Origin of the sequence: Geminocystis sp. (assembly GCF_041753295.1) — a bacterium.
Taxonomy (GTDB): Bacteria; Cyanobacteriota; Cyanobacteriia; order Cyanobacteriales; family Cyanobacteriaceae; genus Geminocystis.
In genome coordinates, this window is record NZ_JBGSUU010000085.1 from 87,100 (window position 1) to 111,033 (window position 23,934).

A 23,934-nucleotide genomic window follows, 5' to 3' on the forward strand; every position below is an offset into this window, starting at 1 on the left:
TAATTAATAATTAACAATTAACAATTAACAATTAACAATCTCTTACATATGAGAATTTTTAGAAAATATTTCAGGGCAAAAACAACTTAAAATTATGGAATTACAATTACAATTACAATATTTTTTACTCTTAGCAGCCGCTTTATTTTGTATCGGTATTTATGGTTTAGTTACCAGTCGTAATGCCGTAAGAGTTTTAATGTCTATTGAATTATTACTCAATGCTGTTAACCTTAATTTAATCGGTTTTTCTAATTATTTAGATCCGGGTGAAATTAAAGGACAAATATTTGCTATCTTTGTTATTACTATCGCCGCCGCCGAAGCTGCCGTAGGATTAGCTATCATTCTAGCTATTTATCGTAACCGTGATACCATTGATATGGAACGTTTTAACTTACTTAAATGGTAAGGTAATCATTAGGGGTTAATTTTTTAGAAGAGAGGAAATAGGAGAAATACTTACAAATCAAGCTCTCAATCTTATCGCTTTTGACTCCCATTTGCAAACCCTAATTAACAATTAACAATTGACAATTAACAATAAAAAAACAAAATTTTGTTAATAACTGAAGTCCAAATTTTTTAGATATAAATAAGAGTATAATCATCGAAAAAATGTTTAATCATAACTTGATAAGTAATTTACTTTTTTCTTCTTTTCTCTTATCTACTTATTCAGCTTCAGTATTAGCAGAAGTTTCCCCTAAACAAATCAATTTTTTTCTTTCTTCTCCTCGTTTAACACGCGCTGTTTCAACTTTTACTTTACCTAATGTAATCTCTACATATATATTTGAAATTGAAATCCCAGAAAATGCAGGAAATAATTTACAAAAAATAGTTATTAATCAACAAATTAATACAGAAATTATCACTTTTTTCCCTGAGAAAACTAAGGCTTATATTATTAATTCACCAGCAAAATCTCTTGACATTAATACCCGTTTAAATGTTAATGGAAATACTAATGAGATTATTATTGACTTATTATCACCAGTGAAACCCACAGAAAAAGTAAAATTAGCTATTCAAGGCAGAAATCCTCTTTATGGTGGAATTTATCAATTTGGAGTCACTGTTTATCCCCAAGGAAATAATCCTCAAAGTTTATATTTAGGTATCGGTAGATTTCATTTTGACACCAGAGGCGACAGATTTTAAATAATATTATATAAATAATGATTTTTAAAGAATTAGTATTAGAAAATTTTGGCCCTTACAAAGGTAAACAAATTATTAATTTAACTCCAGAAAAAGAAACAAATAATGCACCAATTATTTTATTTGGAGGAATGAATGGCGGTGGTAAAACCACTTTAATGGATAGTATTAGGTTAGCACTCTATGGCAAAAGATCTGATTGTTCTAATCGAGAAAATTTGAGCTATAATGACTTTTTAATTCAATGTATTAATCATCAAATTTCTTTAGGAGAAAAAACTCAAATTGAGTTAACCTTTGAACATATTGTTAATGATCAATGGATAGAATTAAAGATTGTCAGATATTGGGAAAAAAATGTTAAAGATGGTAAAGATAATTTAGTTATTCTTGAAGGAGAATTTCCTGATCTAAATTTAACCGAAAATTGGGAAGAATATGTAGAAAATTTTTTGCCTTTAGGTATTTCTAATTTATTTTTATTTGATGGTGAGCAAGTTAAAGAATTAGCTGAAAAAAATATCCCTACTCCAGCTTTACAAGATGCCATAAAATCTTTATTAGGCTTAGAATTAGCCGATAAATTAACTACAGATTTAGATATATTAGTTGTTAAAAAAAATAAAGAGTTTCAACAAGATATTGAAGATAAAAATTTGGTTAATTTTCAAGAAGAATTAGCCTTATTACAAGAACAAAAAAAAGATTTATTACAAGAGTTAACTATAGCAGAAAATAGTCTCAAAATAGTTACCAAAAGTCATCGCCAAGCCTCAAATAATCTTAGAGATGAAGGAGGTAAAATCGCCACGGAAAAGCAACAATTACAAGTTAAACAAAAATCTTTAACTAATAATATTGATAGTATTTACACTGAATTAAAATATTTAGCTAGTCAAACTCTTCCTTTAGGTTTAATTACTGATATGTTAGGTAATTTAACACAACAACTTAAGAAAGAATCAAAATTATTACAGCTAAAAAATGCTCAAGATTTATGGCACGAAAAAGATCATAAACTATTATTATTTTTAGAAACTTTAAATATTAATTCTGATAAATATACTCAAGTTAAAGACTTTTTACAAGAGGAAAATTTACTATTAATACAACAATTAAATTCTCAAGATATTTATTTAGATGCTGACGATACAACGTTACCTAAACTTGATAATATTATCAATAATTTACTTCCTTTTCAACAAAAAAAAGCTACAGAAAATTTAATCAAAATTTCTCAATTAGAAGATGAATTAATCAACATTGAATATCAAATTACAAAAGCAAATTCCCCCGAAGCCTATAAAACTTTAGAAAAACATTATTATCAAGAAGAAGAAAGTTTAATTAAGATAAAAACTAAATGTGAAACCATTAAACAAACTATTAATGCTATTGATAAAAAAATAACTACTGTTAGACAAAAATTAAGTAATTATGGTGAAAATAATCTTAAAAATTTACAATTAAAACATATTACGGAAATGATGCCAAAAGTTAAAGATACTTTGAAGTTATTTAAAGAAAAATTAACTTTAAGAAAACTCAATAAATTAGAATCAGAAGTAACCAATTGTTTTCGTTATTTATTGCATAAATCTAATTTTGTGGCGAAAGTAACCATTGATACAGATAATTTTGCCCTTAATATATATGATCATCAAGGTTTAATGATTCCCAAAAATCGCTTGTCCGCAGGAGAAAAACAATTATTAGCCATTGCTTTATTATGGGGATTAGCCAGAGTTTCAGGAAAAAATTTACCCATCGCCATTGATACTCCTCTTGGCAGACTCGATTCTTCTCACCGTCAAAATCTCATTGAGCGTTATTTTCCTACGGCTTCTCATCAGGTGATTTTACTTTCTACAGATACTGAAATTGGCGAATCTGAAGTTGAATTTTTGCGACAAAAACAAGCTATCGCCAGAGAATATATTTTAAATTATGATAGTAAAACTAACCAAACTACTGTTAATTCAGGATATTTTTTCTAATTTATTTATTCTTTCTTTGACGATAAAATATCGCTAATTTTTCAGGATTTACTTTTAGATAATAACCCATAATTATGATTTGATTAATTATCGTTGTTTTTAATATTCCTAATTTATCCCATCGTCTTGATGATGTGATTACAGCCTCTTTAGTGATATATATTTTACCAATTTTTTTTACTTTTTTAATTAACTCAAAATCTTCCATTATTTCTATGTCAGAAAAACCTTTTATACTCTCAAATACTTCTCTTTTTATGAATATTCCTTGATCTCCATAAGGTAATGATAAATATTGCGATCGCCAATTAACTAAAGTTTCAAGAAGACGAAAAAGAGGTTTTATATTGTCAATTTTTAATCTAAATGCCCCAGCAATAAATTGTTTTTTTTGAAGAGTATTAAGTATAATTTTTTTGTAATTAAAAGGTAAAATAGTATCACCATGAAGAAATAATAAAACCCTTCCTTTTGCCTGTTTTGCACCTAAATTCATTTGATAACTACGGCGTAAAATAGGAGATAAAATAACTTTAAAACCTGCTTTTTTGATTAAATTAACAGTGTTATCTTTGCTACCACCATCGACAAAAATAAATTCTATTTCTAAATTTTTTTCAAAACTAGATAGTATTTTTATGAGATTTTTTTCTTCATTAATAACAGGAATAACAACACTTATTTCCATAAATTAAATTAATAAATGAAAGGCAAAATGCCCAGATAATATTTATTTTAATTACTATAAAGATTATTGATAGACAATTCTAAATCATCTTGTTTTATCAAAGATTCACCAATTAAAACAGCATTTGCACCAGCATTACTAACAAAATCTAAATCATTTTTAGTATATAATCCAGATTCACTAACTATAGTAATTTTCCTATTTAAAATAGTTTCTTGTCTGGCAGCTAAAATATTTTTTGTGGTATCTAAACTAACCTCAAAATTTTCTAAATTACGATTATTAATGCCGATTAATTTCACCCCATCAATACTCAAAACTCTATCCAATTCTTCTAAAGTATGAACTTCAATTAAAGCCGTCATTTTTAAATTATCAATAATCTTTAAAAAATACTTTAAATCACTATCTTTTAATATAGCAGCAATTAACAAAACGGCATCCGCACCATTAAGTCTTGCTAAATAAATTTGATAGGGATAAATAATAAATTCCTTACATAATAAAGGTATTTTAACGGCTTCTCTTACTTTTTTTAAATAGTCAAAACTACCTTGAAAAAATTTTTCATCTGTCAATACTGATAAACAATTCGCACCACCTTTTTCATAGGATTTAGCAATAGTAACAGGATCAAAATTTTCCTTAATAATACCTTTGCTCGGAGATGCTTTTTTTACTTCTGCAATCAAAGCAGGTTTTTTCTGACTATTAACTAAAGCTGACAGAAAATCTAGGGGAGAAAATGATAATTCTAATACTTGTTTTCGTAATTCTAACAAAGAAAAACGATCTCGCATTTTTTCTACTTCTTTTTCTTTATACCAGACAATTTTTTCTAAAATATTTCGTGGTTCACTATCAGGTAAAATAACTTGATAACGCAGACTTTCTACCGCTACATCAGGAGAAGGTTGTTGACGACGAATTTTCATAAATCTCTAAATCCTTGAATATTAGTTATTAATTATCAATTATAATTGTCCATTGCCACTTGTCATGAGTGCCATTTTAAGAGAATATGGTTTTGGTATTTTATTGCAGTTTCTATCTGAGTTAGTCAAAAAATTTAAGAGTATCAATTTATATGATTTCAAGTAATGATTTTCGCCCCGGTGTTAGTATTGAATTAGATGGTAGTGTTTGGCGAGTAGTGGAATTTTTACACGTTAAACCCGGGAAAGGCTCGGCTTTTGTGCGCACGAAACTAAAAAATGCCCAATCTGGCAACGTCATGGAAAAAACCTTCCGCGCTGGGGAAACTGTACCTCAAGCTAACCTTGAAAAAATCACCATGCAACACACTTATAAAGAAGGTGATCAATTTGTCTTTATGGATATGGAAACCTTTGAAGAAGTCCGTTTAAGTGAGGCTCAAGTTGGCGATCGCGCTAAGTTCTTAAAAGAAGAAATGGAAGTTAATGTTCTATTTTGGAATACCACTGTCCTAGATATTGAATTACCTACATCAGTAACTTTAAAGATTATTGAAACAGATCCGGGCGTTAAAGGTGATACAGCCACAGGAGGCACAAAACCAGCCATAGTAGAAACAGGAGCACAAATTATGGTACCTTTATTTGTCACTATCGGTGAAAAAATTAAAGTTGACACCCGAAACGGCAGTTATTTAGGTAGAGAATAACTTTTATTAACTATCATTAATTGATCAGGCTTATTCCTGTATTTATAATTAATCCTAAAATATTAAATTTATTCTTAAGTATTTTTCTCATCAAAATGTAACTATTAATTGTTGATGATTAATTTTTAATTACCATCACACTCTCATTAATTTATTGATATATTATTTAAGCAGTGCCAATAGATTTTAACCAACTACGAGATTTTATTGAAGCCATCGCCAAAACAGACATTACTGAATTAGCGATTAAAGAGGGAGATTTTGAATTAACACTCCAAAAAACCAGCCCTCACACCACTAATACCACCTATACCATATCTACGCCCTTACCAGTGGCCATAGATACCCCAGAAGTGGTTAAACCCATAGAAACAAAATCCAACATCCCCCCCGAAAAATCTACTCCCGTCAAAAAAACTGATAATTGGGTAGAAATTACTTCTCCTATGGTAGGTACATTTTATAGTGCTTCTGCTCCGGGTGAAGCTCCTTTTGTGGCAGTTGGCGATCGCATTTCTACAGGGCAAATTGTCTGTATTATTGAAGCCATGAAACTAATGAACGAAATTGAAGCAGAAGTATCAGGAGAAGTAATGGAGATCACCGTCAAAAATGGCGAACCCGTAGAATACGGACAAACTTTACTTTGGATTGCACCCCAATAACTAGGCTTTGCTTTCCATTTCTATTTGAGAGATTACCGAATGTATTAATATTTTTCAAAAAAATTTTTGATCAGCTCCTAAAGGTTGAATAATACTCAACCCCTACAGGGCTTCTACTCTCCTAACTAATTATGGGAAATGTGTAATAAAATATAACCCAAATCTCCTTGAACTTTTCCAACAGTTTCTAAGATAAAATCAATTTTAAAGCCGATGATTGAATCAAATTAGAATCGATTTGTATAATTAATTCTTCTGGACTAAATTTACCCTCAAAAACTTCTAAAGATGCTTTTCTAATAGCTGTATCAAAGGCATCTATCATGATTTCTTTTAATTCTTCTTCAGTGGCATAATAACCTCCTGATTTACGTCTTTTATTAATTTTTTTTATTTCTTTAATAGAATTATAAATAGAAAAATCCCAAGAGCGAGTAGTTCTTTTTTCTGCTTCTTGTTTAATTAAATGTAATAGTAAAATAACCCCATAACTAAAAATTTTATTAAGTTTATCTTCTTTCGACATTTCTTCTAATTCTGCTACTAATTCAAGTGCTTGATCATATTTTTTTTCCTCTATGTATTGACGTAAAGTTAATAATTCTTCCATTAAATTTATACTCCTTAATAACGACCAAATTTTAACTTATTTATCCCTAATTCCTAATTCTTTTGCCCTCCAAGCTAAATCAATTAAACCATCAAAAATAGCGATGGCTAAATTAACTCCCCCTTTACAACTATCAATTCTAATGTGAGAAATATGAGAATATTTGAGCTTATGATTAATCATTTCTTTATGAATAAAACCAGAAGAAGTAGCAATAATCAGACTAGGTTTAACTTGTTGTGTTTGAATTAAATCTAATAAAGATAACAACATACCTTGGTTTTGACCAATGATATAAATAGCACAATCATAACGATTAGCTAAAGTTTGTAAAATCCAAGAATTTTTTTGTCGCAAAGATACAGGGGCAGAAATTTCTTCTAAACAATAAACAGGATTAAGAAAAGTTTGTTGTAATAACGGTAAAATTCCTCCTTGAATCATAGAAACATCCACAAAAATAGGCACTCTAGCCTCTAAAGCTGCCGCTCCTGATAAAAGGGGATTATTCTCAAAACTGACTAAAGAATGATATTCAAAATCACCACTAGCATAAATAACTCTGCGAATAATCTCATACTGTGCCGGAGAAAAATTGCCTTGATTAACTTCTTGATCGATAATAGCCAAATTTTGAGCCGTTAATAAATTCCATTCCATAAATTAATTGATAATTACGTTTCCGAAGGAGTTTGTTGATTAAGTAATGGGGAAAAATAAGCCACTAATGCACCTAAGACAAAACCCATGACATTACGAAATAAAGGCAACCATTCAGAAGTACGAGTAACCACAGGCCCCATGCCAAAAGCAAAAAACAAAATTCCCCATAAAGGAGAAATAATTAAAACCCATTGCCATGCAAAAATCTGCCCTGGTTTACGAGGATGTCCTGCTAATCCAAAAATAATACCACCAACAATAGAAGTAACTAAAGTTAAAATCCATTGCTCTTGAGGTAATCCGGGTACTACAGAGCAGCCACCACTAGCCAAACATCCTTTAACACTACTTAAAGCCTCTACGATAGCATTATTTTCTCCATGCTCACGGACATAATACATATTTCCGAATCTAGTTTGTAATTCAATCCAAAAAGTACGAGGAAGAAGGGGATAAATATCATCACCAACACTGAAAGCCAATAAATTTCCGCCTCTACCATCGGCAACTAAAAGAATACTTTTATCATCTAAACCCCAAAAATTAATAACCGCTCTCCCCGGAGATTGATCATATTGAGTTAAAACCCTTAACTTCCAATCTGTTTCTTGTTCAAATTGTTCTATCTCTCGAATTAAAGATTGTTCTTGTAGTGTGGGTAAATAATTCGCTAAATCAACCACGGGAGTAACTTCAGCAGGTAACAATTCAGGATTATTCACGGCATAAGCACCATTATAAGGAGTAAATAGCCAAGTGGTAATACTAATTAAACCTAGAAGAAAAACAGTCAAAACTTTTTTGTTGAGATGGTTTTGAATCATAGTAAGTGATAAAAAATATTTTAATAAGAGTTTTTAATTTTTGTTACAAATGTTAACTTTTATTTTAACTTATATTAATTCACTTAATCCGTTATCTTCATCAAAAGTACGACGATGATGATTATTTAAACAAAACTGATTATATTTTAAAATTAATATTACTGACCAAATCCAGATTAATTATCAAAACTAAACATCTATAGATTATGACTTCTATACCCAATACTCAAAAAAGTTATTCTGCACTTACCATCAAAAATGAACCTTCGGAAGAAATTAAAAACGAAACCATACTTTGTGAACATTGTAAACGTACAGCAACTAACGGCGTTAAATGTAAAGGAATTTGTGTCGCCGATAGTGATTATTAAAAATAACAGGTTTCAGGTTTCAGGTTTCAGGTTTCAGGTTTCAGGTTTCAGGTTTCAGGTTTCAGGTTGCAGGTTTCAGGTTGCAGGTTTCAGGTTGCAGGTTTCGGGTTTCAGGTTTTAAAAACGAGTTTATAGATTATAATTCAACATTCTTCCTATCTCCTAACTCCCTATCTCCCTATCTCCTATTAATTAACTTCTAAACCAAAAACACGAGCAATACATTTTTCTACTTTATAGCCTGAATCAATGGATTCTAAAGGATCTTTTCTTAAGCGGTGACGAAGACATAATGGCATTACTCGACGAATATCATCCACTGTTACTTCTGTACGAGATTCAAAGGCAGCTAATGCTTTTGCCGCTCTATTAGTTACAATATCACCTCTTAAACCGTCAATATCTAATTCTGAGCATATTTCTGATACTTTTACTCGAATATCATAATCAATAGTTACTTTTGGTAATAATTCTTGAGCTTTAACTAATTTTTCCTGTAATTCTCTTTGTTGGGGTTCATATTCTGTCAAGAAACTTTGAGGATCACGATCAAAATCTCCCCTTTGCTCAACAATTTGCACCCGTAAATTAGGCTCTTTTACCGTACGAATTTCAGCGTGCATCCCAAAACGATCTAATAATTGAGGACGTAATTCTCCTTCTTCAGGATTTCCCGAACCCACCAACACAAAACGGGCTGGATGACGAATAGAAATGCCTTCTCTTTCTACTGTATTCCAGCCACTAGCCGCAGAGTCCAGTAAAACATCCACTAAGTGATCATCGAGTAAGTTTACCTCATCAACGTAGAGAATTCCACGATTAGCCTTAGCGAGTAATCCCGGTTCAAAGGCTTTTACTCCTTCTGATAACGCTTTTTCAATATCAATTGTACCACAGACACGATCTTCCGTCGCACCTAAAGGCAGATCAACCATTGGTACTTTTTTCTGAGTTATTTCTAAATGTTCTTGACGTTCAATTTTTTGTCTCACATCATCAGCCATCATTTCTACATCCGTAGGAGACGAATTGAAAGGATCACCTAATATTACATCAATTTCTGGTAATAAGTCAGCTAAGGCTCTAATAGTAGTAGATTTTCCTGTACCTCGATCGCCCATAATCATTACTCCGCCAACTTTAGGATCAATGACATTAAGTAATAAAGCCAGTTTCATTTGTTCCTGTCCGACAATAGCAGTGAAAGGAAATACTACACGACGATTTTTAGAAGGTGCTTGTAAAGTTGCGGTCATAATTTTAATAAAAAGATTTACTGAGAATTTTATTGAATAAGTCCAATATCAATAAGCATAACCTTTTTATCATATTCGTTTGTTTAAAACCCGTCAATGATCCGTTGCGATTAATTGAAATAGAGTTAAATTATTAGCTTCTTCGGCTTCATACTCGTTTTAGTCGCTGGAATAAGCTAAGACGCATTGATTTGGTATATAATTTAAGTCAGAAAAGATAAAACTTAGGTGTGATTTATGCCTTCTAAGCTTAGAATCCCTCTGAGAACCCTGACTCGATAGCCGATAGAGTTACTGTGGGGATGACAAGTCGGCGAGGAGATTAAGGTTTTGTTGTTGAAATTATATCACTACAACTCCAAAAGCGAGACTCGGCGATCGCCTCCCCTATTGACTTCTCCCCGACAAAACTATAAGGACGTTATTTATTGCTGGTTAAAGAAGGAGATTGATCAATATTTTTTTCAGCAAAATAATTATTTAAGAAAGTACTGGCAAATGACAGAATAATTGGTCCCAAGATGAATGCTAATAAGCCATTTACAGCAAAACCGGGGACTAATAAAGACGCTAACCAAAAGCAAAAACCGTTGACTACTAGGGAAAATAGCCCTAGGGTTAAAAAATTAATCGGTAGTGATAATATAGAAAGCACTGGTCGAATGGTAGAATTCACCAATCCAATGACAACCCCGGCAACTAATGCGCTCGGAAAATTGGCAATGTTTACTCCTGGCACAAGTAAATCGATGATTAGTAAACCTAAGGCTGTTGCTAAAGTAGTAAAGAAATATCCAATGATATTATTCATGTTTTTAATCCAATAAACGACTTGAAAGAAATTAGTTTTGTTTGAGAAATGCTGGTTTTAAGCTGTATGATGTATAGGTTACATGGTGATTTTTCTAAAAGCTCTGTAACAAAGGGCTTAAGCCCCTTGTCTGTGATGCAATTTAGATGATTAACAGCTTATTTCTAAACAGTCTTGTTAAGCTCTTGATCTTGTTTCACAATAGCCCAAACTGCATGAATACTGCCTGGAATCCAACCCAGTAAGGTTAGTGCAATATTGATAAATAGAGTTGAACCGATCCCAAATTTTAGGAAAACACCGACAGGGGGAATCAGGATGCCGAGAACTATATATAGGAATTTCATGGTTTTTAATCCGAGTGTTAAGAAATGAATAAAGAGGGAAATTGATAAGCTGTTGTACAGTTAAATAACTTCTCGTAAAGATCGGGTCACAGGCAAGAATTGTACTGAATAAAGCCGAAGTGTGCTTGTTTTATCAATAAGTGTTTAAACTGCGTTGATCGCTTATTTAACCCTTGGTTCGGTTGTCCAACAGTTTTTTTAATTTCTGCTTGATAACTTCTTCTTGACGAGCAGTAGTAGCTCCAGCTTTAGCAAATTGATCAGAGGTTTCCTCTTGCTTTTGGTCTAGTGGAATAGTATTACTGCTTTGGGCTTCAGATTTTGTGGTTTGATACCACTTTTTTGCCCCGTCAAATTGCTGCTTGATTTTGTCGTAGCGATCGCCATGGCGCAAGGCCAGTCGTCGATCGAATTCAGAAATTCTTGTTTTGAGCAGTGCCAATAGATCGACAGTTAATATCATGAGTTATTTTCCTCAATAATTCTGTGGTTGAACATTTTTGAGACTCACTCAAAATATTCAGTTAACTAATGTCCTTCTGTTATTACTCTGACAGAGGGTTGTTTGATTTCGTGAGTGACTTGATTAAATTTGAATGAATTCGTTGAATACGATACAAAACTTAACTTATCGCATTCTCCTAAGCAGGAACTTTTGGCTGAATTCTACGACTCCAGAAGCGATGCTCGGCGATCGCCTCCACAAACGACTTGGCAACAGCACTCAAACTAGAGGACATTTTTGCACTAATTACCCCTTGATCATCCTGTAAAGAATCTTCTGAAAAAGTAATATTTGAAATATTCGACTCTTTGAGCAACTCTACCCCCTCACCCGTAGCTGCGATCGCCTTACAATGGAGAAACGCTTCGTTAATAAAGGAAATTGCATCTCCGTTTGCTTTGAGGATTTCAATACTTTGAGTACCATCAGGAACATAAACTGCATCAAACATCACCGAGGCACTGGTTAAAAAAGTTTGATCAACCTTCAGGATTTCCCCCGTTGCGCTCTCGATCGAACCGAGAAATTTCGATACAATCAGCCCCTCCGCCCCTGCTTCTGTCAATGCTTGTTTAATAGCCGTTACTTGTTCCGCTTCTACGCCATTTGCGGCTAAGATCGCCACCTTGCGCCCTTTACCTGTTTTGACGGCTAAAGCGTTTTGACTGAGGGCTGGAGAACTTTGTCCATGATTGGGCATAATGGACTGAGTAGGAGCTGTTACGCCGATTCCGATGGCAACCCGTTTTGCCAGTTCATGATCAACGTGGTTCAGACGATCAACCATCCTTTCCCGTACCCCTTGATCTTCGACTTTGCCCAGTTCAAAATAAGCCGCCTCAACTAAATGCTCTTGCTCAAAGGCGCTTAGGCTATTCCAAAACAAGGTTGCTTGGCTAAAATGTTCGCCAAAACCGGGGCTACGTTCCCGAATTTTGTGACCTTCAACCCTTTCTGGATAATGGACATAGCCTTCGGTTTCCGAGGGCGCAGGCTGTCCTCCTCCCAAGGCATTAGGATAATAATTTACCCGACTGGTTTTGACTCCCATCTGCATTCGTCCGTCCTGTTGATTGTTATGGAAAGGACAAACGGGACGGTTGATAGGTAGATTGACAAAGTTGGAACTGCCTAGGCGATGGAGTTGGGTGTCGTGATAGGAAAATAAGCGCCCTTGCAATAGAGGATCATCGCTAAAATCGATACCTGGCACGACATTTGAGGGCTGAAAAGCAACCTGCTCTGTTTCAGCAAAGAAATTATCGGGGTTGCGGTTTAATACCATTTTGCCGATCGCCCTTACGGGAACTAACTCTTCAGGAATCAGTTTGGTGGAGTCGAGAATATCAAAGTCAAATTTGTGTTCATCTTCTTCTTCAATAATCTGTACCCCCAGTTCAAATTCGGGATAATTGCCCTTTTCAATGGACTCCCAGAGATCTCGGCGTTGAAAATCAGGGTCTTTTCCTGCTAATTTCTGGGCTTCGTCAAAGACAAGGGAATGTACTCCTAAAATGGGTTTCCAGTGAAATTTGACAAAGCGGGATTTGCCTTCTGCGTTAACTAATCGATAAGTATGAACCCCAAAACCCTGCATCCGACTAAAACTACGAGGTAAGGTGCGATCGCTCAGTAACCACATAATCATGTGAGTGGATTCGGGTACAAGGGAAATGAAGTCCCAAAAACTAGGATGGGCTGTCGATGCTTGAGGGATTTCGTTGTCTGGTTCGGGCTTTATCGAATGCACAATGTCGGGAAACTTGATAGCATCCTGAATAAAGAAAACAGGAATATTATTCCCCACTAAGTCGTAGTTACCTTCTTGGGTGTAGAACTTTACGGCGAAACCTCGCACATCACGCACAGAATCCCCTGATCCCCTCGAACCCGCTACCGTTGAGAACCTTGCAAAAACAGGAGTTTGAATTGACGAATCTTGTAGAAACTGAGCTTTGCTGTATTCAGTTAAGGGCTTGTAAACCTGAAAGTAGCCATGCGCTCCTGCTCCCCGTGCATGAACTACTCGTTCGGGGATACGTTCTCGATCAAAGTGCGAGAGTTTTTCTTGAAAATGGAAATCTTCTTGGAGTGAAGAACCTCGATTTCCGGCTTTCAGTGAATTGTCTGTGTTATCTACCACTACTCCTTGATTGGTTGTGAGTTGTTCACCAGCATCAACCTGAAACTGCTCTAAGGATTTGGTTTTTGCTGTTTTATTCGGCTGAGATTTCCGCATCATGATTTTATAACTCCTAAAGTTGTGAAGATGAGAATAAACTTAGATAAGAGTAAGGAGATAGGATACAGGAGATAGTAGTAAGAATTGATTTAAACTTATGCCAAATTAATTTGAAGGAATTATTTGCCTTTATTTAATTATTTTCCTTGGCTAAAATTTGAACACTTATTACTTAATAGCCTTTATTCTAAAAAGTTTTAATCTCGAACCTAGTCAAAAATAATTTGTGATTTGTTGGCTGATAGAAAAATTGGCTGATTGCAATATAAAGAGTTACATTGCAGTCAGTCGTAAAGTTCTAACGGAGGAGGTTTTCAGTCTGATTAGAACTCTTATCGATAATAGGATTACCTTTGGTATCAACATCGAGTTCTTCCCGACGTAGGGTTTCTTCCGCTTTAATGGTTTCTTTAATCACTTCTTTTCGGATAGTAACCTCCTCACGAACGAAAGCTTCCTTGTGAATGTCAGGAGTGTCTTCGTAAACTTCCATCCGAATAGTTTTATTGTCATCAAACGCATCAACATTGTCGGTGGCAACTGTCTGCTCACTCATAGGAGTCCGTTCAATCACAATATGCTCTTTTTCAATGGGCATAGAAACGTGAGCGGTTTTTAATTCAATATGCTTACCAATCTCAACCTCTCCTGTTTTTGTGCGGTCTTTATCCACAATCATGCGTTCTTCGTACAATTTCACGGTTTCTGCGTCAGTTAGTGAAATTGGCTGTGTCAAAGGTTTAGCTTTGTTACCATCAGATGGTTCTTTAATCGGTGATTTGTTAGCTTGCATTGTTGTTACTCCAAAATGTACTAGTCTATTTAGTCTGGTGACTTTTTACAGAATGACATCTGGGTGGTTTAAATCGTGTTTGATATGTTATGAAAACGTATATCTTGTATAAGTAAGTTTCAAATCTTAACTGACGTTACGCACTGATTCAAATGTTAAGTTAAGGGAGGTTTCAGGTTCTTAAATCTCAAACATGGATTCCAAATGTCAAAGGACTTTCAGAAATTTACTCCCCCAAAGTTGGGGGCTGGGGTGCTTATCCGAACAGTATTGCACCGCTTTCCTCAATAGACTTCAACCATATTTGGTTTAAGAAGGGTTTTAACCCTTACTACAAACTAATAAAAAATCGATAAACATCAGTTTCTTGTCAATTCTTTAACCTGACACCCTTTCCGATGATTAATTTTATTTTTACGTAACATCAGATCTTAATCCGAAAGAAATTATGTCCATAAAAATAGGGAGTTCAGCACTCATGCACTGAACTCCCTTATAATGTAAGTTTTTGTTTAATTTAGAGGTTTAACGGCGAGGGTTTCCAGTCAACTTCGAGTGGTTATCAATAACGGGGCTACCTTGAGTATCAACATCGAGTTCTTCCCGACGTAAGGTTTCTTCTGCCTTAACGGTTTCTTGAATCACTTCTTTTCGGATGGTAACCTCCTCACGCAAGAAGGCTTCCTTGTGAATGGTTGGAGTGTCTTCGTAAACTTCCACTCGAACAGTTCCACTGTTATGAAACGCATCAACATTAGAAGCATCAACCGTTTCACCGCTTGGGGGAATCGTTACGATCACAATACGCTCTTTTTCTAGTGGCACCGAAACATGAGCCGTTTCTAGTTCCACGTGCTTACCAATCTTGACCTCACCGATTTTTTGACGATCTTTATTCATAACCAGACGTTCTTCGTACAATTTCACTGTTTGTACATCATCCGAAGGGGTAGCATTAGCACGTTGCTTCGCCTCTGAGTTATTAACAACAGGGAGAGCAGCCACAGGGGTTACTCGATCGAGCATATCAACCGAATGAGTAGCAATCGCCTCTTGGTTTGCAGTAGTCGCTTCCGTTTCAGGAACGTCATATACGCCCCATTCTTCAATATCGTGATGGTTTAAAATGGCTTCAGCCTTGGCAATTTCAGCATCTGTTCCGTCAACCATCACTAGATATTCACCGGCAGACACCCGATCATTATAGATTTTGGCTTGTTCTTCAGGAATGCCCAGTCCAATCAGTCCCCCTACCAAACCGCCAGCGGCGGCTCCGATCGCACCTCCAGCAACTGTTGTGGCTAAAACTGTTGAAACTGCTCCAGCTAGTATGATGGGACCAACACCCGGAATAGCTAAGGCACCCAGACCAACCAGTAATCCTGTCAGAGTACCTAAAGCACCGCCCGACAAAGCACCTACTTTTGCTCCATCGTCGGCTTTATTGTCGGCGTGATCGCTGACATCGGCTCCGCTTGTAATGGTTTCATTTTGCTCTGAGCCTTGAGCCACCACGGACACTTGATCCATGGCAAAACCTGAGTCTTTTAATTCACGAAGAGTCTGTTCAGCAGCGCTGGGAGTCGGGAATGTACCGATCGCACGTTTATTTCTGTTAGTGTTTGTATTCATTTTTATTTCCTTGGGCTGTTAATGGTTTATAAAAGGGCGAACCGAGTAACCGCTAGATAACCTGCGATCGCAGAGGCGACTAGGGAGGATAAAGCAGAGCTAAATACCCACCAAGCAGCACCTGCCGCCATTTTGCGAGTTTCTCGCACTTGTTTTTGTGCTTCCTGTTTGACAGACTCAAGCCGTTTTTGCGTTTCCTGCTGAACTCGTTCAACCTTCTGTAAAACGCCATCTCGTGCGGCTTCAACTTGGTCAATGACTCGGTTAGCGTCTGCTTCGGAGATGTCTTCACGGGAACTTAAAACCGCTACTAGGGTATCTCGATCAAACTGACTCAGACGATCGCGCAGAGCTTCTAAACCCATCTGGGGATCATCAAACAACTTACCAAAGTCTTGCTTGATGCTCTCATAGTTGAGTTCGGGGAGTTCCAAACCATTGAGATAGTTACGAACATTGTCAAACCCTTTATTGATCGTTGACTGAATAGCTTGTTGTACCTTCTGAATTTGTTCAATGACAGCCTTAAAGTTAGATTCCACCTGATCCGCAATGTGATTGGCTTCTTCCTCTGTCATATCTTCTCGTTGAGCCAACAATGCCACAAAGGTTTCACGATCGAACTCGGCGGCACGATCGCCCAGACTACTCAGTCCGGCACGAGGATCTTGCAACAGAAGTTGTAGATCATGCTTAATGCCTTCAGGATTCAATTCTTCTTTGTTGGTGTTTTGCAGATAGTCTTTCAGGTTCGCTTTAAAGTCAACTGCCTGTTTCTGGACACGGTTTGCTAAACGACGAGGAGCTTTAATAACGTTGCGAATAGCAGATAGAGTCTGATCGATCGCCTGATTGACTTGTTCTTCGGTCAAATCCTCTCTCTGGCTCAATAGTTTGACCAGTGTTTCCCGATCAACGTGAGACAATCGTTCTTGCAGGGCTGATGCTCCTGCTTTTGGGTCACTAAGCAAGGTTGACAAATCTCGTTGAATGCCTTCGGGATTGAGTTCTTCGAGTTTTGTGTTGCGGAAGTACTTAGAGAGAATCTGGGTTGTTTGATCGTACTGTTCTTTAGGTTTACTAGCGAGTTTGTTCGCTACTTTTATCCGTGCCGACTCTACTTGATCTAGCACCTGATTAATCTGCTTTTCACTGAGATCCTGACGTTGGCTTAATATCTCCATCAGGGTGTCTCGATTAAACTGAGAAAGCCTTACTCGAAGACCCTTCAGACCGGGGTATGGATCATAGAACAGTATTTTTAAGTTATGTTGGATACTTTCAGGGTTAAGTTCTTCCTTGTTGGTATTTTGTAGGTAGTCTGAGACTTTCTGATGCAATTCTTCTGCTTGAGCTTGAATGTGGTCTTGCAATTCTTTCGCTTCTGACAGGACTTGATCCCGGGTGCTTTCGAGTTCATTCACCATTTCATTGGCTTCTTCAGAGCTCATGTCGTCTCGTTGGTTTAGGATTTGCTCTAAGGTGCTACGATCGAACTGCCCAAGACGCTCTTCCACATGGTCTAAATCCGCTTCGGTATCTTCAAGTAAAGTCTTAAAGTCTTGAGCGATCGCCTCTGGGTTTAATTCTGCTTTGTCAGTAGAGCCTAGATAGTTTTCTACTCGACGGCAAAGATCTTGCAAATTACCCTGCGTTTCTGCCGTTTGAACGGTGCTAAATACCTCGTTACGAATTTCTTCTAAATAGTCCGCTAAATCCTTGCTTCTTTTGGGGGTAAAGTCATCCCGCAGACTTAACTGCTTCACAAAGTAGTTTCGATCAATCAATTCCAACTCTTGACGAATAATACCCGGATCAGCTTGTTCATCATAAATCACATCACGAAATTCTTGCTTAACTGTTTGCTTGTTTAGTTTCCAACGTGGGGAAAACAGCAAATAGTTTTCGAGATCTCCCTGAATGACGCTAAAGGGTTTTAGTTCTTTACCAGATTCACCATTGCCATGACCATTTGATTTACCATTAGAGTGACCATTGGATTCCTCAGTTGTGTGCAATAAGTTAGTTGCAAATGTCCGCAGTTGCCCACCGATCTTCTCCACATCTACATCGGAAACATCAACATTTTGCAAAACTCGACTCAAGACTGCTGTCGTGCCAAACTGAAGCGCTCGACTGGTCAAATCCTCTCCGGGAGTTAGCTGTGCCGAGGCTTTTTTAACCAGTTTATTTAACTGCTCACTGAGTTTACCTGATTGTAAATCTTCAGGAGCTGCAGACTTCAACTGTTTAATCAATTCTTGGGGATCGCTGTGTCCGTTGGAATCAACAACTTTTTTCCAAGCTGATTCAAGCTTATCGGTAATGCCATTGATGTCTTTTTTTGAGAGATCTGTGCGGTTACTGACTAACTTAACGAAAGTATCTCGGTTGAAGTTTTTGAGCAAATCACTATCGGCGATCGCACCCAAATCTGCATCCTTGAATAATTTTTCAAACTGACCTCCTAATTGCTCAAGATTCACCCCTGACAAGTGTGCTTTGTCTAAAGAACTTTGCAGAGTTTTCTGAATACTATCAGGGTCAAAACCAGAGGTTAACTCCCGGCGAACAACAGCAGTAATTTCTTCTGCGGTAGAAACCACTTGGTTTTTAGCCATGTTTGCCCCTAACATTGCCGTACCAGTGCCTAACAAACTTTGAACCCCTGTGGTGGCAGTACTAATAATCGATCCTAGTAAAGAACCGAGGGCTGTAGAACCCAACCAAGTCAACAAGGTAAAGAAAACTGACCAGATGGTTATACCAATAATTGCCCCCTGTAGATGGGTGTCCACTAGACTCAGTTTTACCGCCAAAAAGGAGGCTACAAATAGGGCAATACTCACACTAATTAGTAGTCCGAATCCAACTTTAGTTTCAATGCCACGAACGGTGTCACCTAAGCTCTCTGAGTCGCTATCCTTAGAAGGACTATCCGGACCAGCCACTACTGCGATCGCAAAGTTAGCAAAGAGCAATTGAAAAGCAAACGCCATGACAACGCCTACCACCAATGCCAGTAAAAATTTGGGACTTGAAAACAAAATAGCCGTTTGTGCCATCGGTAATGGTGCCACAACTTGCTTAGACGATATAGTTGTCGCCCAACTATTTGAAGTGCCGAGAGCCAAAGTACTTACAACTACAAGTAGTGTGAGCGAACTAATAATCGTAAAAAATCTACGAATTTGTCGAAATAAAATCATTTTTTTAACTCCAAAAGAATCTTATAGGTTTTTATAATTGACATCTAACCAACAGAGGGGCAAGTTTTCACCCGAAGCAACATAAATATCCTCACGATTTACAAATTTATTTAGCCTTGCAACTACCCCTAGAATTACCTCTGCATGGTGGAAATCATGTTTCTTTTGTCATAAGACTGTATAATTTGTTTTAGTAGTTTTCAATTCTTAATATTGTGTCGGTTTTTTCGTGGGAATAAATCATTCCTTAATCTTTGATTTCTAGTAACCTACATTTTGCACTTCAAAAAAATATAGTATGAAAATCTACCTATGTTAAGTTAAGGGAGGTTTCAGGTAGCCCGTAGCTGGTTTAAGAATCAATGCACCACTTTCCTCAATAGACTCTTGTACAAGGAAAAGAAGAAAAAGAAGAAAATCAATAAACATCAGTTTCTTGTCAATTCTTTAACCTGAAACCTGACACCCGACACCTGACACCTTTTCCTATGATTAATTCTATTTTTGCGTAACGTCAGTTAAATAATAGGGATTTGAACGGTTATTTTGTTACACTTTGTTTCGTAATCAATCAAATTAATCAAATCACTCAGGGAATCAAACATGCCAGTGTGAGAATCTTCACTAGAGAACACAATCTCTTAACTATAAAGGAGTAATGGCAAATGTCCATAACATTAGAAGATAACAAACGGACAGCGATCGCCGTCAAACTAGCAGACATGAAAGCGACTCAGAATCTGCTGATTGCCAACGAGCAATCTTTAATCCGAGCTTGTGGTGATCAAGAAATTTCTAACCGTTTAGAAGGCTTTCTCAAAGATGATCAAAAGAACTTGGATATTATAAACACGGTGATCGTTCAGTATGGCATTAAAGCTAAACCGAAACCCTCGATGCAGAAAGAAATCGAAGAGATCGAGAACATGATGCAAGATTCAGAGATTTCTTTATTTGAAAAAGTGGCAAAGCATGAACTGCTTAAACATACCCAAGCCATATCAGGAGTTCTCGTTCACAAGGCAGGACAAGTGGTTGGTGCGGATATTGCAGTAGCGATCGCGCCTCTAAATGCCGTTAACTTTGAAAATCGTGGTCATGAAGAGCAACTTAAAGGGATGATGGAATCTCTAAGCACTTTAGAACTAACGGGTAAGCCTTCCGACAGCGGACTATGGTCAAGGGTACAGGATACCCTATCCGCCCTAAGTGGTATTGCCGGTGGCATCATGAATCATAACGATAATGAAATGGATATCTGTGACCTAATTCGTTTAGATCACACTAAAGTAAATACTCTGTTAGGTCAGATTAAAGCTACTAACGATCCCCTCAAACTACAAGAGTATTTTGGACAGGTTTACCAAGACTTATCTGCTCACTCCGAAGCGGAGGAGGAAGTTGTCTATCCTGTTGTGCGTCCTTATTATGAGGAGGTTCAGCAACTATATGACGAACAAACACAAATGAAGCAAATGCTTGAACAGATTAAAGCCATGAATTGTGAAGATATAGTGGCATTTAAAACTGCTATAGAGCGTTTAACAGTTGCAGTAACTGCCCATGTGTCAGAAGAAGAAAAAGATATGTTCCCTCTTATTCAAAACAGTTTGGGTGACGAACAACAAAAACAACTAGCGACAGACTTCACAACTGCCAAAAGCAAAATTCAGGATCAGCGACTAGCAGTTGCTTCTCACTAGACTTTCTAAGAACTTACACTCCCGTAAGTTCTATCAAATTATTTTAAATTACAGGAGTAAATATCATGGCTTATGTTAATCGACCTTTAGAAACTTCCCCAGAGCGACAAATTACCAGTGTTAGACAATTCAGCGATCGAGTTCATTGGGGCGCAATCATTGCTGGATTAGTTGTGGCAATAAGTACCCAGTTATTGCTGAGTGCCATCGGTGCTGCCATCGGATTTAGCAACATTGCAGGTTCAGAAGCACCCCGTTCAAATGCCGGTGACGTGGCTCAAGCTGTGGGCATCTGGACAATTATTAGTTTATTCATTTCTTTATTTTTAGGCGGTTGGATAACCGCAAGAGCCTATGGTTCTGTCAATAATAAGACTGCGATGCTTAACGGTGTGATTCTTTGGGCAACAACCCTTGCTATAAGTTCTTGGCTATTAGCAAGTGGGGTTTCAGGTACTTTTGGTTTAGTTGCAGCTAATGCGGACAATATCGCTAACCAAGCACAACAAAGCGGGGTGACGATTCCTAATGGCACTGGAAATGCTGGGGATTCCTCTGCAACGCCAAAAAATCTTAATTCTCCATCCAAAACACAAAATTCGATGCCGACTTTAACTGCTCAACAAGCTAGAGATGTTGCTGACAATGGGGCTAAAGCTGGTTGGGCTTTTATCTTTGCTTCTCTTTTCGGATTAGCCGCATCGGTGATAGGTGCAAATGTAGGAGCTCGCAATGCTCATACCAACAGACGAGAGTCTAATGAAGAATATCAATCTTGACATTCTCCCACCGTCAAGCTGACACTGTGACACCTTAGTTCACTAGGGCTGTTTCATTTTCAAATTTTTGGGTTTTGAGGGAGTAATGAGTAACGAGTAATGAGTAATGAGTTTTAATAATTTACTATCATAAATTGATTCTTTTAAGATTTTTTATTATTATTTAAAATCTGTAAGTAAAAAAACCCCTAATCCCCTAATCCCCTAATCCCCTAATCCCCTAAAACCCCAACACCCCAAAATTTTTACCAACTTACTTTGAAACAGCCCTGCCCTTAATTAGTAGGGGTTGCTGATGGGAGTCAGAAAGCTATTAAAATTAAAACTTTAGAGACACTACATCAACAAAAAAACTGCACAGTTTTAGCAATTTTTACGGGAAAATCAAGCATTTTTAACCTTATTTTTTTGAATTAACAAGGTATTTCTCTGTACTTTGTATAATCTAAAAACCTTGATTTTTGATTCTTTAACCTGACACCTGACACCTGACACCTGACACCTGACACCTGACACCCTAAGTATAGATGAGAGCTGACTCTCCTTGACTCCGCACACAGGGAGTATATTTTAAGTCGTTACAAAAATTAATATTTTGTATTGTTTTACCGAGGGGAAAAGTGTTATGATGAAACGGCAACTTTTTGATTTTATAAAATATAAAACTTAGCTTATTCTAAACCTTAATATGAATTTTATATCTTTTTTATGGTCAAACGGTCATTTCAGGCATCCCCTTCGGGAATTCAAAAGGCTAAACGAGCATTTGCCTTAAAGGGTTGGACACAGGAAAATTTGGCGGCGGAGGTGAACTTAAAGACTCGTCAACCGATTTGGCGATTTTTCTCTGGACGACCTGTTGATCGCTGTACTTTTACGGAAATTTGTGCAATACTTGATTTAGATTGGCGCGAGATTACAGATAATCCGCCGGCGGAATTTCTCGAACCAGGAGAAACTGCCCCTTTTAATATTGATAATCTAGTTAAACAGGTGCGATCGCAACGCAAGGAAACCATTCAAAATCAGTGTGGCATCTTGCAGTTATTAGACATCAATCATCCTGTCAGCATTGATGAAATCTATGTAGATGTTAATATTTTGGAAGAAATTGCTAGTCAACAGTGGTTTGAGATTGCTGACTTACAAAAATTGAAACCCACTGAATTCGATCGCTTCGGCAGAGGAGAAGTTGAGCAGAAACAAATATCTGGAATGAAGGCAGTCCAAACCTACTCCAAACTTAGGTTATTAGGTAAATCAGGGGTGGGCAAAACCACCTTTTTAAAACATCTTGCAATTCTGTGCGATCGAGGGGAGTTCTCCGCCCATCAAGTACCGATCTTTATCCCTCTCAAAGATTTTGCTGAAGAATCTAGAGATAATGCCAAATTTAGCCTCCTGAATTACATTCATCAGGAGTTTCTCATTTCCGGAATTTCAAACCCGTCAGTGCCTGAAACTTTAGTGCAAGAGGGTAGAGTCTTGTTATTGTTAGATGGCATGGATGAAGTTATGAAACAGAACATGACAGAAGTTATTAGAGAGATTCGCAGATTCTCGAAAAAATATCACAAAAATCAGTTTGTGGCAACCAGTCGCACCGCCGCCCAAAAACTGCAACTACAAGGCTTTACTGATGTAGAAATTGCCCCTTTTACCCAAGCTCAAATCACCATCTTCGCGCAAAAGTGGTTTGCTACATTCACTCAAAAGCCCCTTCAATCTGGACAGGATCAGTCGGCTCAGTTTATCGAGAAGTTGAACTTACCAGAAAACTGGCAATTTCGTCAACTGGTTACTACGCCCCTGTTCCTGCATCTCGCTTGCTGGGTATTTCACGGTCAGAAAAAATTTCCTGCCAAACGCTCTGATTTTTATAAGCAAGGGCTTTTAACAGTTAACAAAAAGTTACTTAAATCTTCTTAAACTTACTCATTTTTTGAGCTAGACTAGAACAATGAGTAAACTATCTATTTCTGAAGCCGCAAAACTAAAAGGTGTTAGTACATCTACACTGAGAAGGT

The 23,934-nt window shown here is 36.7% G+C and carries 22 protein-coding genes; 9 read left to right on the forward strand and 13 right to left on the reverse strand.

From position 1 onward, the window contains the following. Nucleotides 1-94: 94 nt before the first annotated feature. The 3 genes from nuoK (at nt 95) to dndD (ending at nt 3,161) form a co-directional block, all read left to right on the forward strand. Nucleotides 95-412: a photosynthetic/respiratory NAD(P)H-quinone oxidoreductase subunit E gene (gene nuoK / locus ACEW8E_RS09885; RefSeq protein ID WP_373480176.1), complete on the forward strand. Its 318-nt coding sequence runs from the start codon at nt 95-97 to the stop codon at nt 410-412. A gap of 206 nt (nt 413-618) precedes the next feature. Next, nucleotides 619-1,164 (forward strand): DUF2808 domain-containing protein, encoded by a 546-nt coding sequence (locus ACEW8E_RS09890; RefSeq protein ID WP_373480177.1) that lies wholly within the window; start codon nt 619-621, stop codon nt 1,162-1,164. Nucleotides 1,165-1,181: 17 nt separating this feature from the next. Continuing rightward, entirely contained in the window at nt 1,182-3,161 is a 1,980-nt protein-coding gene (dndD, locus tag ACEW8E_RS09895) for a DNA sulfur modification protein DndD (protein ID WP_373480178.1), read from the forward strand. Nucleotide 3,162: 1 nt separating this feature from the next. Here the strand turns inward: dndD and ACEW8E_RS09900 are convergent, their stop codons facing one another. Together ACEW8E_RS09900 and trpC are read right to left on the reverse strand one after the other, a co-directional pair. Next, nucleotides 3,163-3,849, reverse strand: coding sequence for a TIGR04283 family arsenosugar biosynthesis glycosyltransferase (locus ACEW8E_RS09900; RefSeq protein WP_373480179.1), 687 nt, complete (start codon nt 3,847-3,849; stop codon nt 3,163-3,165). 47 nt (nt 3,850-3,896) lie between these two features. Then, complete coding sequence (gene trpC / locus ACEW8E_RS09905; protein ID WP_373480180.1) at nt 3,897-4,784, reverse strand: indole-3-glycerol phosphate synthase TrpC; 888 nt, start codon at nt 4,782-4,784, stop codon at nt 3,897-3,899. Nucleotides 4,785-4,936: 152 nt separating this feature from the next. Here trpC and efp point away from each other — a divergent pair, with 152 nt between their 5' ends. Both efp and accB read left to right on the forward strand, forming a co-directional pair. Beyond that, entirely contained in the window at nt 4,937-5,494 is a 558-nt protein-coding gene (gene efp / locus ACEW8E_RS09910) for an elongation factor P (protein ID WP_373480181.1), read from the forward strand. Nucleotides 5,495-5,667: 173 nt separating this feature from the next. Continuing rightward, nucleotides 5,668-6,159: an acetyl-CoA carboxylase biotin carboxyl carrier protein gene (gene accB, locus ACEW8E_RS09915; RefSeq protein WP_373480182.1), complete on the forward strand. Its 492-nt coding sequence runs from the start codon at nt 5,668-5,670 to the stop codon at nt 6,157-6,159. A gap of 187 nt (nt 6,160-6,346) precedes the next feature. On the opposite strand, the gene ACEW8E_RS09920 is transcribed toward accB, so the two are convergent. Genes ACEW8E_RS09920 through ACEW8E_RS09930 form a run of 3 tightly spaced genes read right to left on the reverse strand, consistent with a single transcriptional unit; the run spans nt 6,347 to nt 8,256 of the window. After that, nucleotides 6,347-6,769 (reverse strand): DUF29 family protein, encoded by a 423-nt coding sequence (locus ACEW8E_RS09920; protein WP_373480183.1) that lies wholly within the window; start codon nt 6,767-6,769, stop codon nt 6,347-6,349. A 36-nt stretch (nt 6,770-6,805) separates the two neighbouring features. Next, nucleotides 6,806-7,429 (reverse strand): precorrin-8X methylmutase, encoded by a 624-nt coding sequence (locus tag ACEW8E_RS09925; protein WP_373480184.1) that lies wholly within the window; start codon nt 7,427-7,429, stop codon nt 6,806-6,808. Between the two features lie 14 nt (nt 7,430-7,443). Continuing rightward, complete coding sequence (locus ACEW8E_RS09930) at nt 7,444-8,256, reverse strand: TPM domain-containing protein (protein ID WP_373480185.1); 813 nt, start codon at nt 8,254-8,256, stop codon at nt 7,444-7,446. Nucleotides 8,257-8,462: 206 nt separating this feature from the next. Here ACEW8E_RS09930 and ACEW8E_RS09935 point away from each other — a divergent pair, with 206 nt between their 5' ends. Further along, nucleotides 8,463-8,627, forward strand: a complete 165-nt coding sequence (locus tag ACEW8E_RS09935) for a hypothetical protein (protein ID WP_373480186.1) — start codon at nt 8,463-8,465, stop codon at nt 8,625-8,627. A gap of 188 nt (nt 8,628-8,815) precedes the next feature. Here ACEW8E_RS09935 and bchI read toward each other — a convergent pair whose 3' ends face one another. The 8 genes from bchI to ACEW8E_RS09975 all read right to left on the reverse strand — a co-directional run bounded on the left by bchI (nt 8,816) and on the right by ACEW8E_RS09975 (nt 19,281). Continuing rightward, nucleotides 8,816-9,886, reverse strand: coding sequence for a magnesium chelatase ATPase subunit I (bchI, locus tag ACEW8E_RS09940; RefSeq protein ID WP_373480187.1), 1,071 nt, complete (start codon nt 9,884-9,886; stop codon nt 8,816-8,818). A gap of 421 nt (nt 9,887-10,307) precedes the next feature. Beyond that, on the reverse strand, nt 10,308-10,697 hold the full coding sequence (locus ACEW8E_RS09945) for a phage holin family protein (protein ID WP_373480188.1): 390 nt from the start codon (nt 10,695-10,697) through the stop codon (nt 10,308-10,310). A gap of 164 nt (nt 10,698-10,861) precedes the next feature. Further along, entirely contained in the window at nt 10,862-11,044 is a 183-nt protein-coding gene (locus tag ACEW8E_RS09950) for a YqaE/Pmp3 family membrane protein (RefSeq protein WP_373480189.1), read from the reverse strand. Between the two features lie 166 nt (nt 11,045-11,210). Beyond that, nucleotides 11,211-11,507 carry a hypothetical protein gene (locus ACEW8E_RS09955; RefSeq protein ID WP_373480190.1) on the reverse strand — a complete coding sequence of 99 codons (297 nt, stop codon included), beginning with the start codon at nt 11,505-11,507 and terminating at the stop codon, nt 11,211-11,213. 178 nt (nt 11,508-11,685) lie between these two features. Further along, nucleotides 11,686-13,791 (reverse strand): catalase, encoded by a 2,106-nt coding sequence (locus ACEW8E_RS09960; protein ID WP_373480191.1) that lies wholly within the window; start codon nt 13,789-13,791, stop codon nt 11,686-11,688. A gap of 298 nt (nt 13,792-14,089) precedes the next feature. After that, nucleotides 14,090-14,584 carry a YsnF/AvaK domain-containing protein gene (locus tag ACEW8E_RS09965; protein WP_373480192.1) on the reverse strand — a complete coding sequence of 165 codons (495 nt, stop codon included), beginning with the start codon at nt 14,582-14,584 and terminating at the stop codon, nt 14,090-14,092. 525 nt (nt 14,585-15,109) lie between these two features. Continuing rightward, nucleotides 15,110-16,216: a DUF2382 domain-containing protein gene (locus ACEW8E_RS09970; protein ID WP_373480193.1), complete on the reverse strand. Its 1,107-nt coding sequence runs from the start codon at nt 16,214-16,216 to the stop codon at nt 15,110-15,112. A 26-nt stretch (nt 16,217-16,242) separates the two neighbouring features. Further along, the gene (locus ACEW8E_RS09975; RefSeq protein WP_373480194.1) at nt 16,243-19,281 is read right to left on the reverse strand and encodes an MFS transporter; all 3,039 of its coding nucleotides are present in this window, start codon (nt 19,279-19,281) and stop codon (nt 16,243-16,245) included. A gap of 809 nt (nt 19,282-20,090) precedes the next feature. On the opposite strand from ACEW8E_RS09975, the gene ACEW8E_RS09980 reads away from it, so the two are divergent. The 3 genes from ACEW8E_RS09980 (at nt 20,091) to ACEW8E_RS09990 (ending at nt 23,836) form a co-directional block, all read left to right on the forward strand. After that, nucleotides 20,091-21,128, forward strand: a complete 1,038-nt coding sequence (locus ACEW8E_RS09980) for a hemerythrin domain-containing protein (RefSeq protein WP_373480195.1) — start codon at nt 20,091-20,093, stop codon at nt 21,126-21,128. A 65-nt stretch (nt 21,129-21,193) separates the two neighbouring features. Next, a complete protein-coding gene (locus tag ACEW8E_RS09985) occupies nt 21,194-21,907 on the forward strand; it encodes a hypothetical protein (protein ID WP_373480196.1) in 714 nt (237 codons plus the stop codon). Nucleotides 21,908-22,615: 708 nt separating this feature from the next. Continuing rightward, nucleotides 22,616-23,836, forward strand: a complete 1,221-nt coding sequence (locus tag ACEW8E_RS09990; protein ID WP_373480197.1) for an NACHT domain-containing NTPase — start codon at nt 22,616-22,618, stop codon at nt 23,834-23,836. The last annotated feature ends 98 nt before the right edge of the window (nt 23,837-23,934 follow it).

Bases quoted from the DNA above. Each gene is read 5' to 3' on its own strand.
- ACEW8E_RS09980 (WP_373480195.1), top strand. From the start codon at position 20,091: ATGTCCATAACATTAGAAGATAACAAACGGACAGCGATCGCCGTCAAA.
- ACEW8E_RS09985 (WP_373480196.1), top strand. From the start codon at position 21,194: ATGGCTTATGTTAATCGACCTTTAGAAACTTCCCCAGAGCGACAAATT.
- ACEW8E_RS09900 (WP_373480179.1), bottom strand. From the start codon at position 3,849: ATGGAAATAAGTGTTGTTATTCCTGTTATTAATGAAGAAAAAAATCTC.
- dndD (WP_373480178.1), top strand. From the start codon at position 1,182: ATGATTTTTAAAGAATTAGTATTAGAAAATTTTGGCCCTTACAAAGGT.
- ACEW8E_RS09960 (WP_373480191.1), bottom strand. From the start codon at position 13,791: ATGATGCGGAAATCTCAGCCGAATAAAACAGCAAAAACCAAATCCTTA.
- ACEW8E_RS09925 (WP_373480184.1), bottom strand. From the start codon at position 7,429: ATGGAATGGAATTTATTAACGGCTCAAAATTTGGCTATTATCGATCAA.
- ACEW8E_RS09955 (WP_373480190.1), bottom strand. From the start codon at position 11,507: ATGATATTAACTGTCGATCTATTGGCACTGCTCAAAACAAGAATTTCT.
- ACEW8E_RS09930 (WP_373480185.1), bottom strand. From the start codon at position 8,256: ATGATTCAAAACCATCTCAACAAAAAAGTTTTGACTGTTTTTCTTCTA.
- ACEW8E_RS09890 (WP_373480177.1), top strand. From the start codon at position 619: ATGTTTAATCATAACTTGATAAGTAATTTACTTTTTTCTTCTTTTCTC.
- bchI (WP_373480187.1), bottom strand. From the start codon at position 9,886: ATGACCGCAACTTTACAAGCACCTTCTAAAAATCGTCGTGTAGTATTT.
- nuoK (WP_373480176.1), top strand. From the start codon at position 95: ATGGAATTACAATTACAATTACAATATTTTTTACTCTTAGCAGCCGCT.
- ACEW8E_RS09990 (WP_373480197.1), top strand. From the start codon at position 22,616: ATGGTCAAACGGTCATTTCAGGCATCCCCTTCGGGAATTCAAAAGGCT.
- ACEW8E_RS09935 (WP_373480186.1), top strand. From the start codon at position 8,463: ATGACTTCTATACCCAATACTCAAAAAAGTTATTCTGCACTTACCATC.
- ACEW8E_RS09945 (WP_373480188.1), bottom strand. From the start codon at position 10,697: ATGAATAATATCATTGGATATTTCTTTACTACTTTAGCAACAGCCTTA.
- ACEW8E_RS09965 (WP_373480192.1), bottom strand. From the start codon at position 14,584: ATGCAAGCTAACAAATCACCGATTAAAGAACCATCTGATGGTAACAAA.
- trpC (WP_373480180.1), bottom strand. From the start codon at position 4,784: ATGAAAATTCGTCGTCAACAACCTTCTCCTGATGTAGCGGTAGAAAGT.
- ACEW8E_RS09975 (WP_373480194.1), bottom strand. From the start codon at position 19,281: ATGGCACAAACGGCTATTTTGTTTTCAAGTCCCAAATTTTTACTGGCA.
- efp (WP_373480181.1), top strand. From the start codon at position 4,937: ATGATTTCAAGTAATGATTTTCGCCCCGGTGTTAGTATTGAATTAGAT.
- ACEW8E_RS09920 (WP_373480183.1), bottom strand. From the start codon at position 6,769: ATGGAAGAATTATTAACTTTACGTCAATACATAGAGGAAAAAAAATAT.
- ACEW8E_RS09950 (WP_373480189.1), bottom strand. From the start codon at position 11,044: ATGAAATTCCTATATATAGTTCTCGGCATCCTGATTCCCCCTGTCGGT.
- ACEW8E_RS09970 (WP_373480193.1), bottom strand. From the start codon at position 16,216: ATGAATACAAACACTAACAGAAATAAACGTGCGATCGGTACATTCCCG.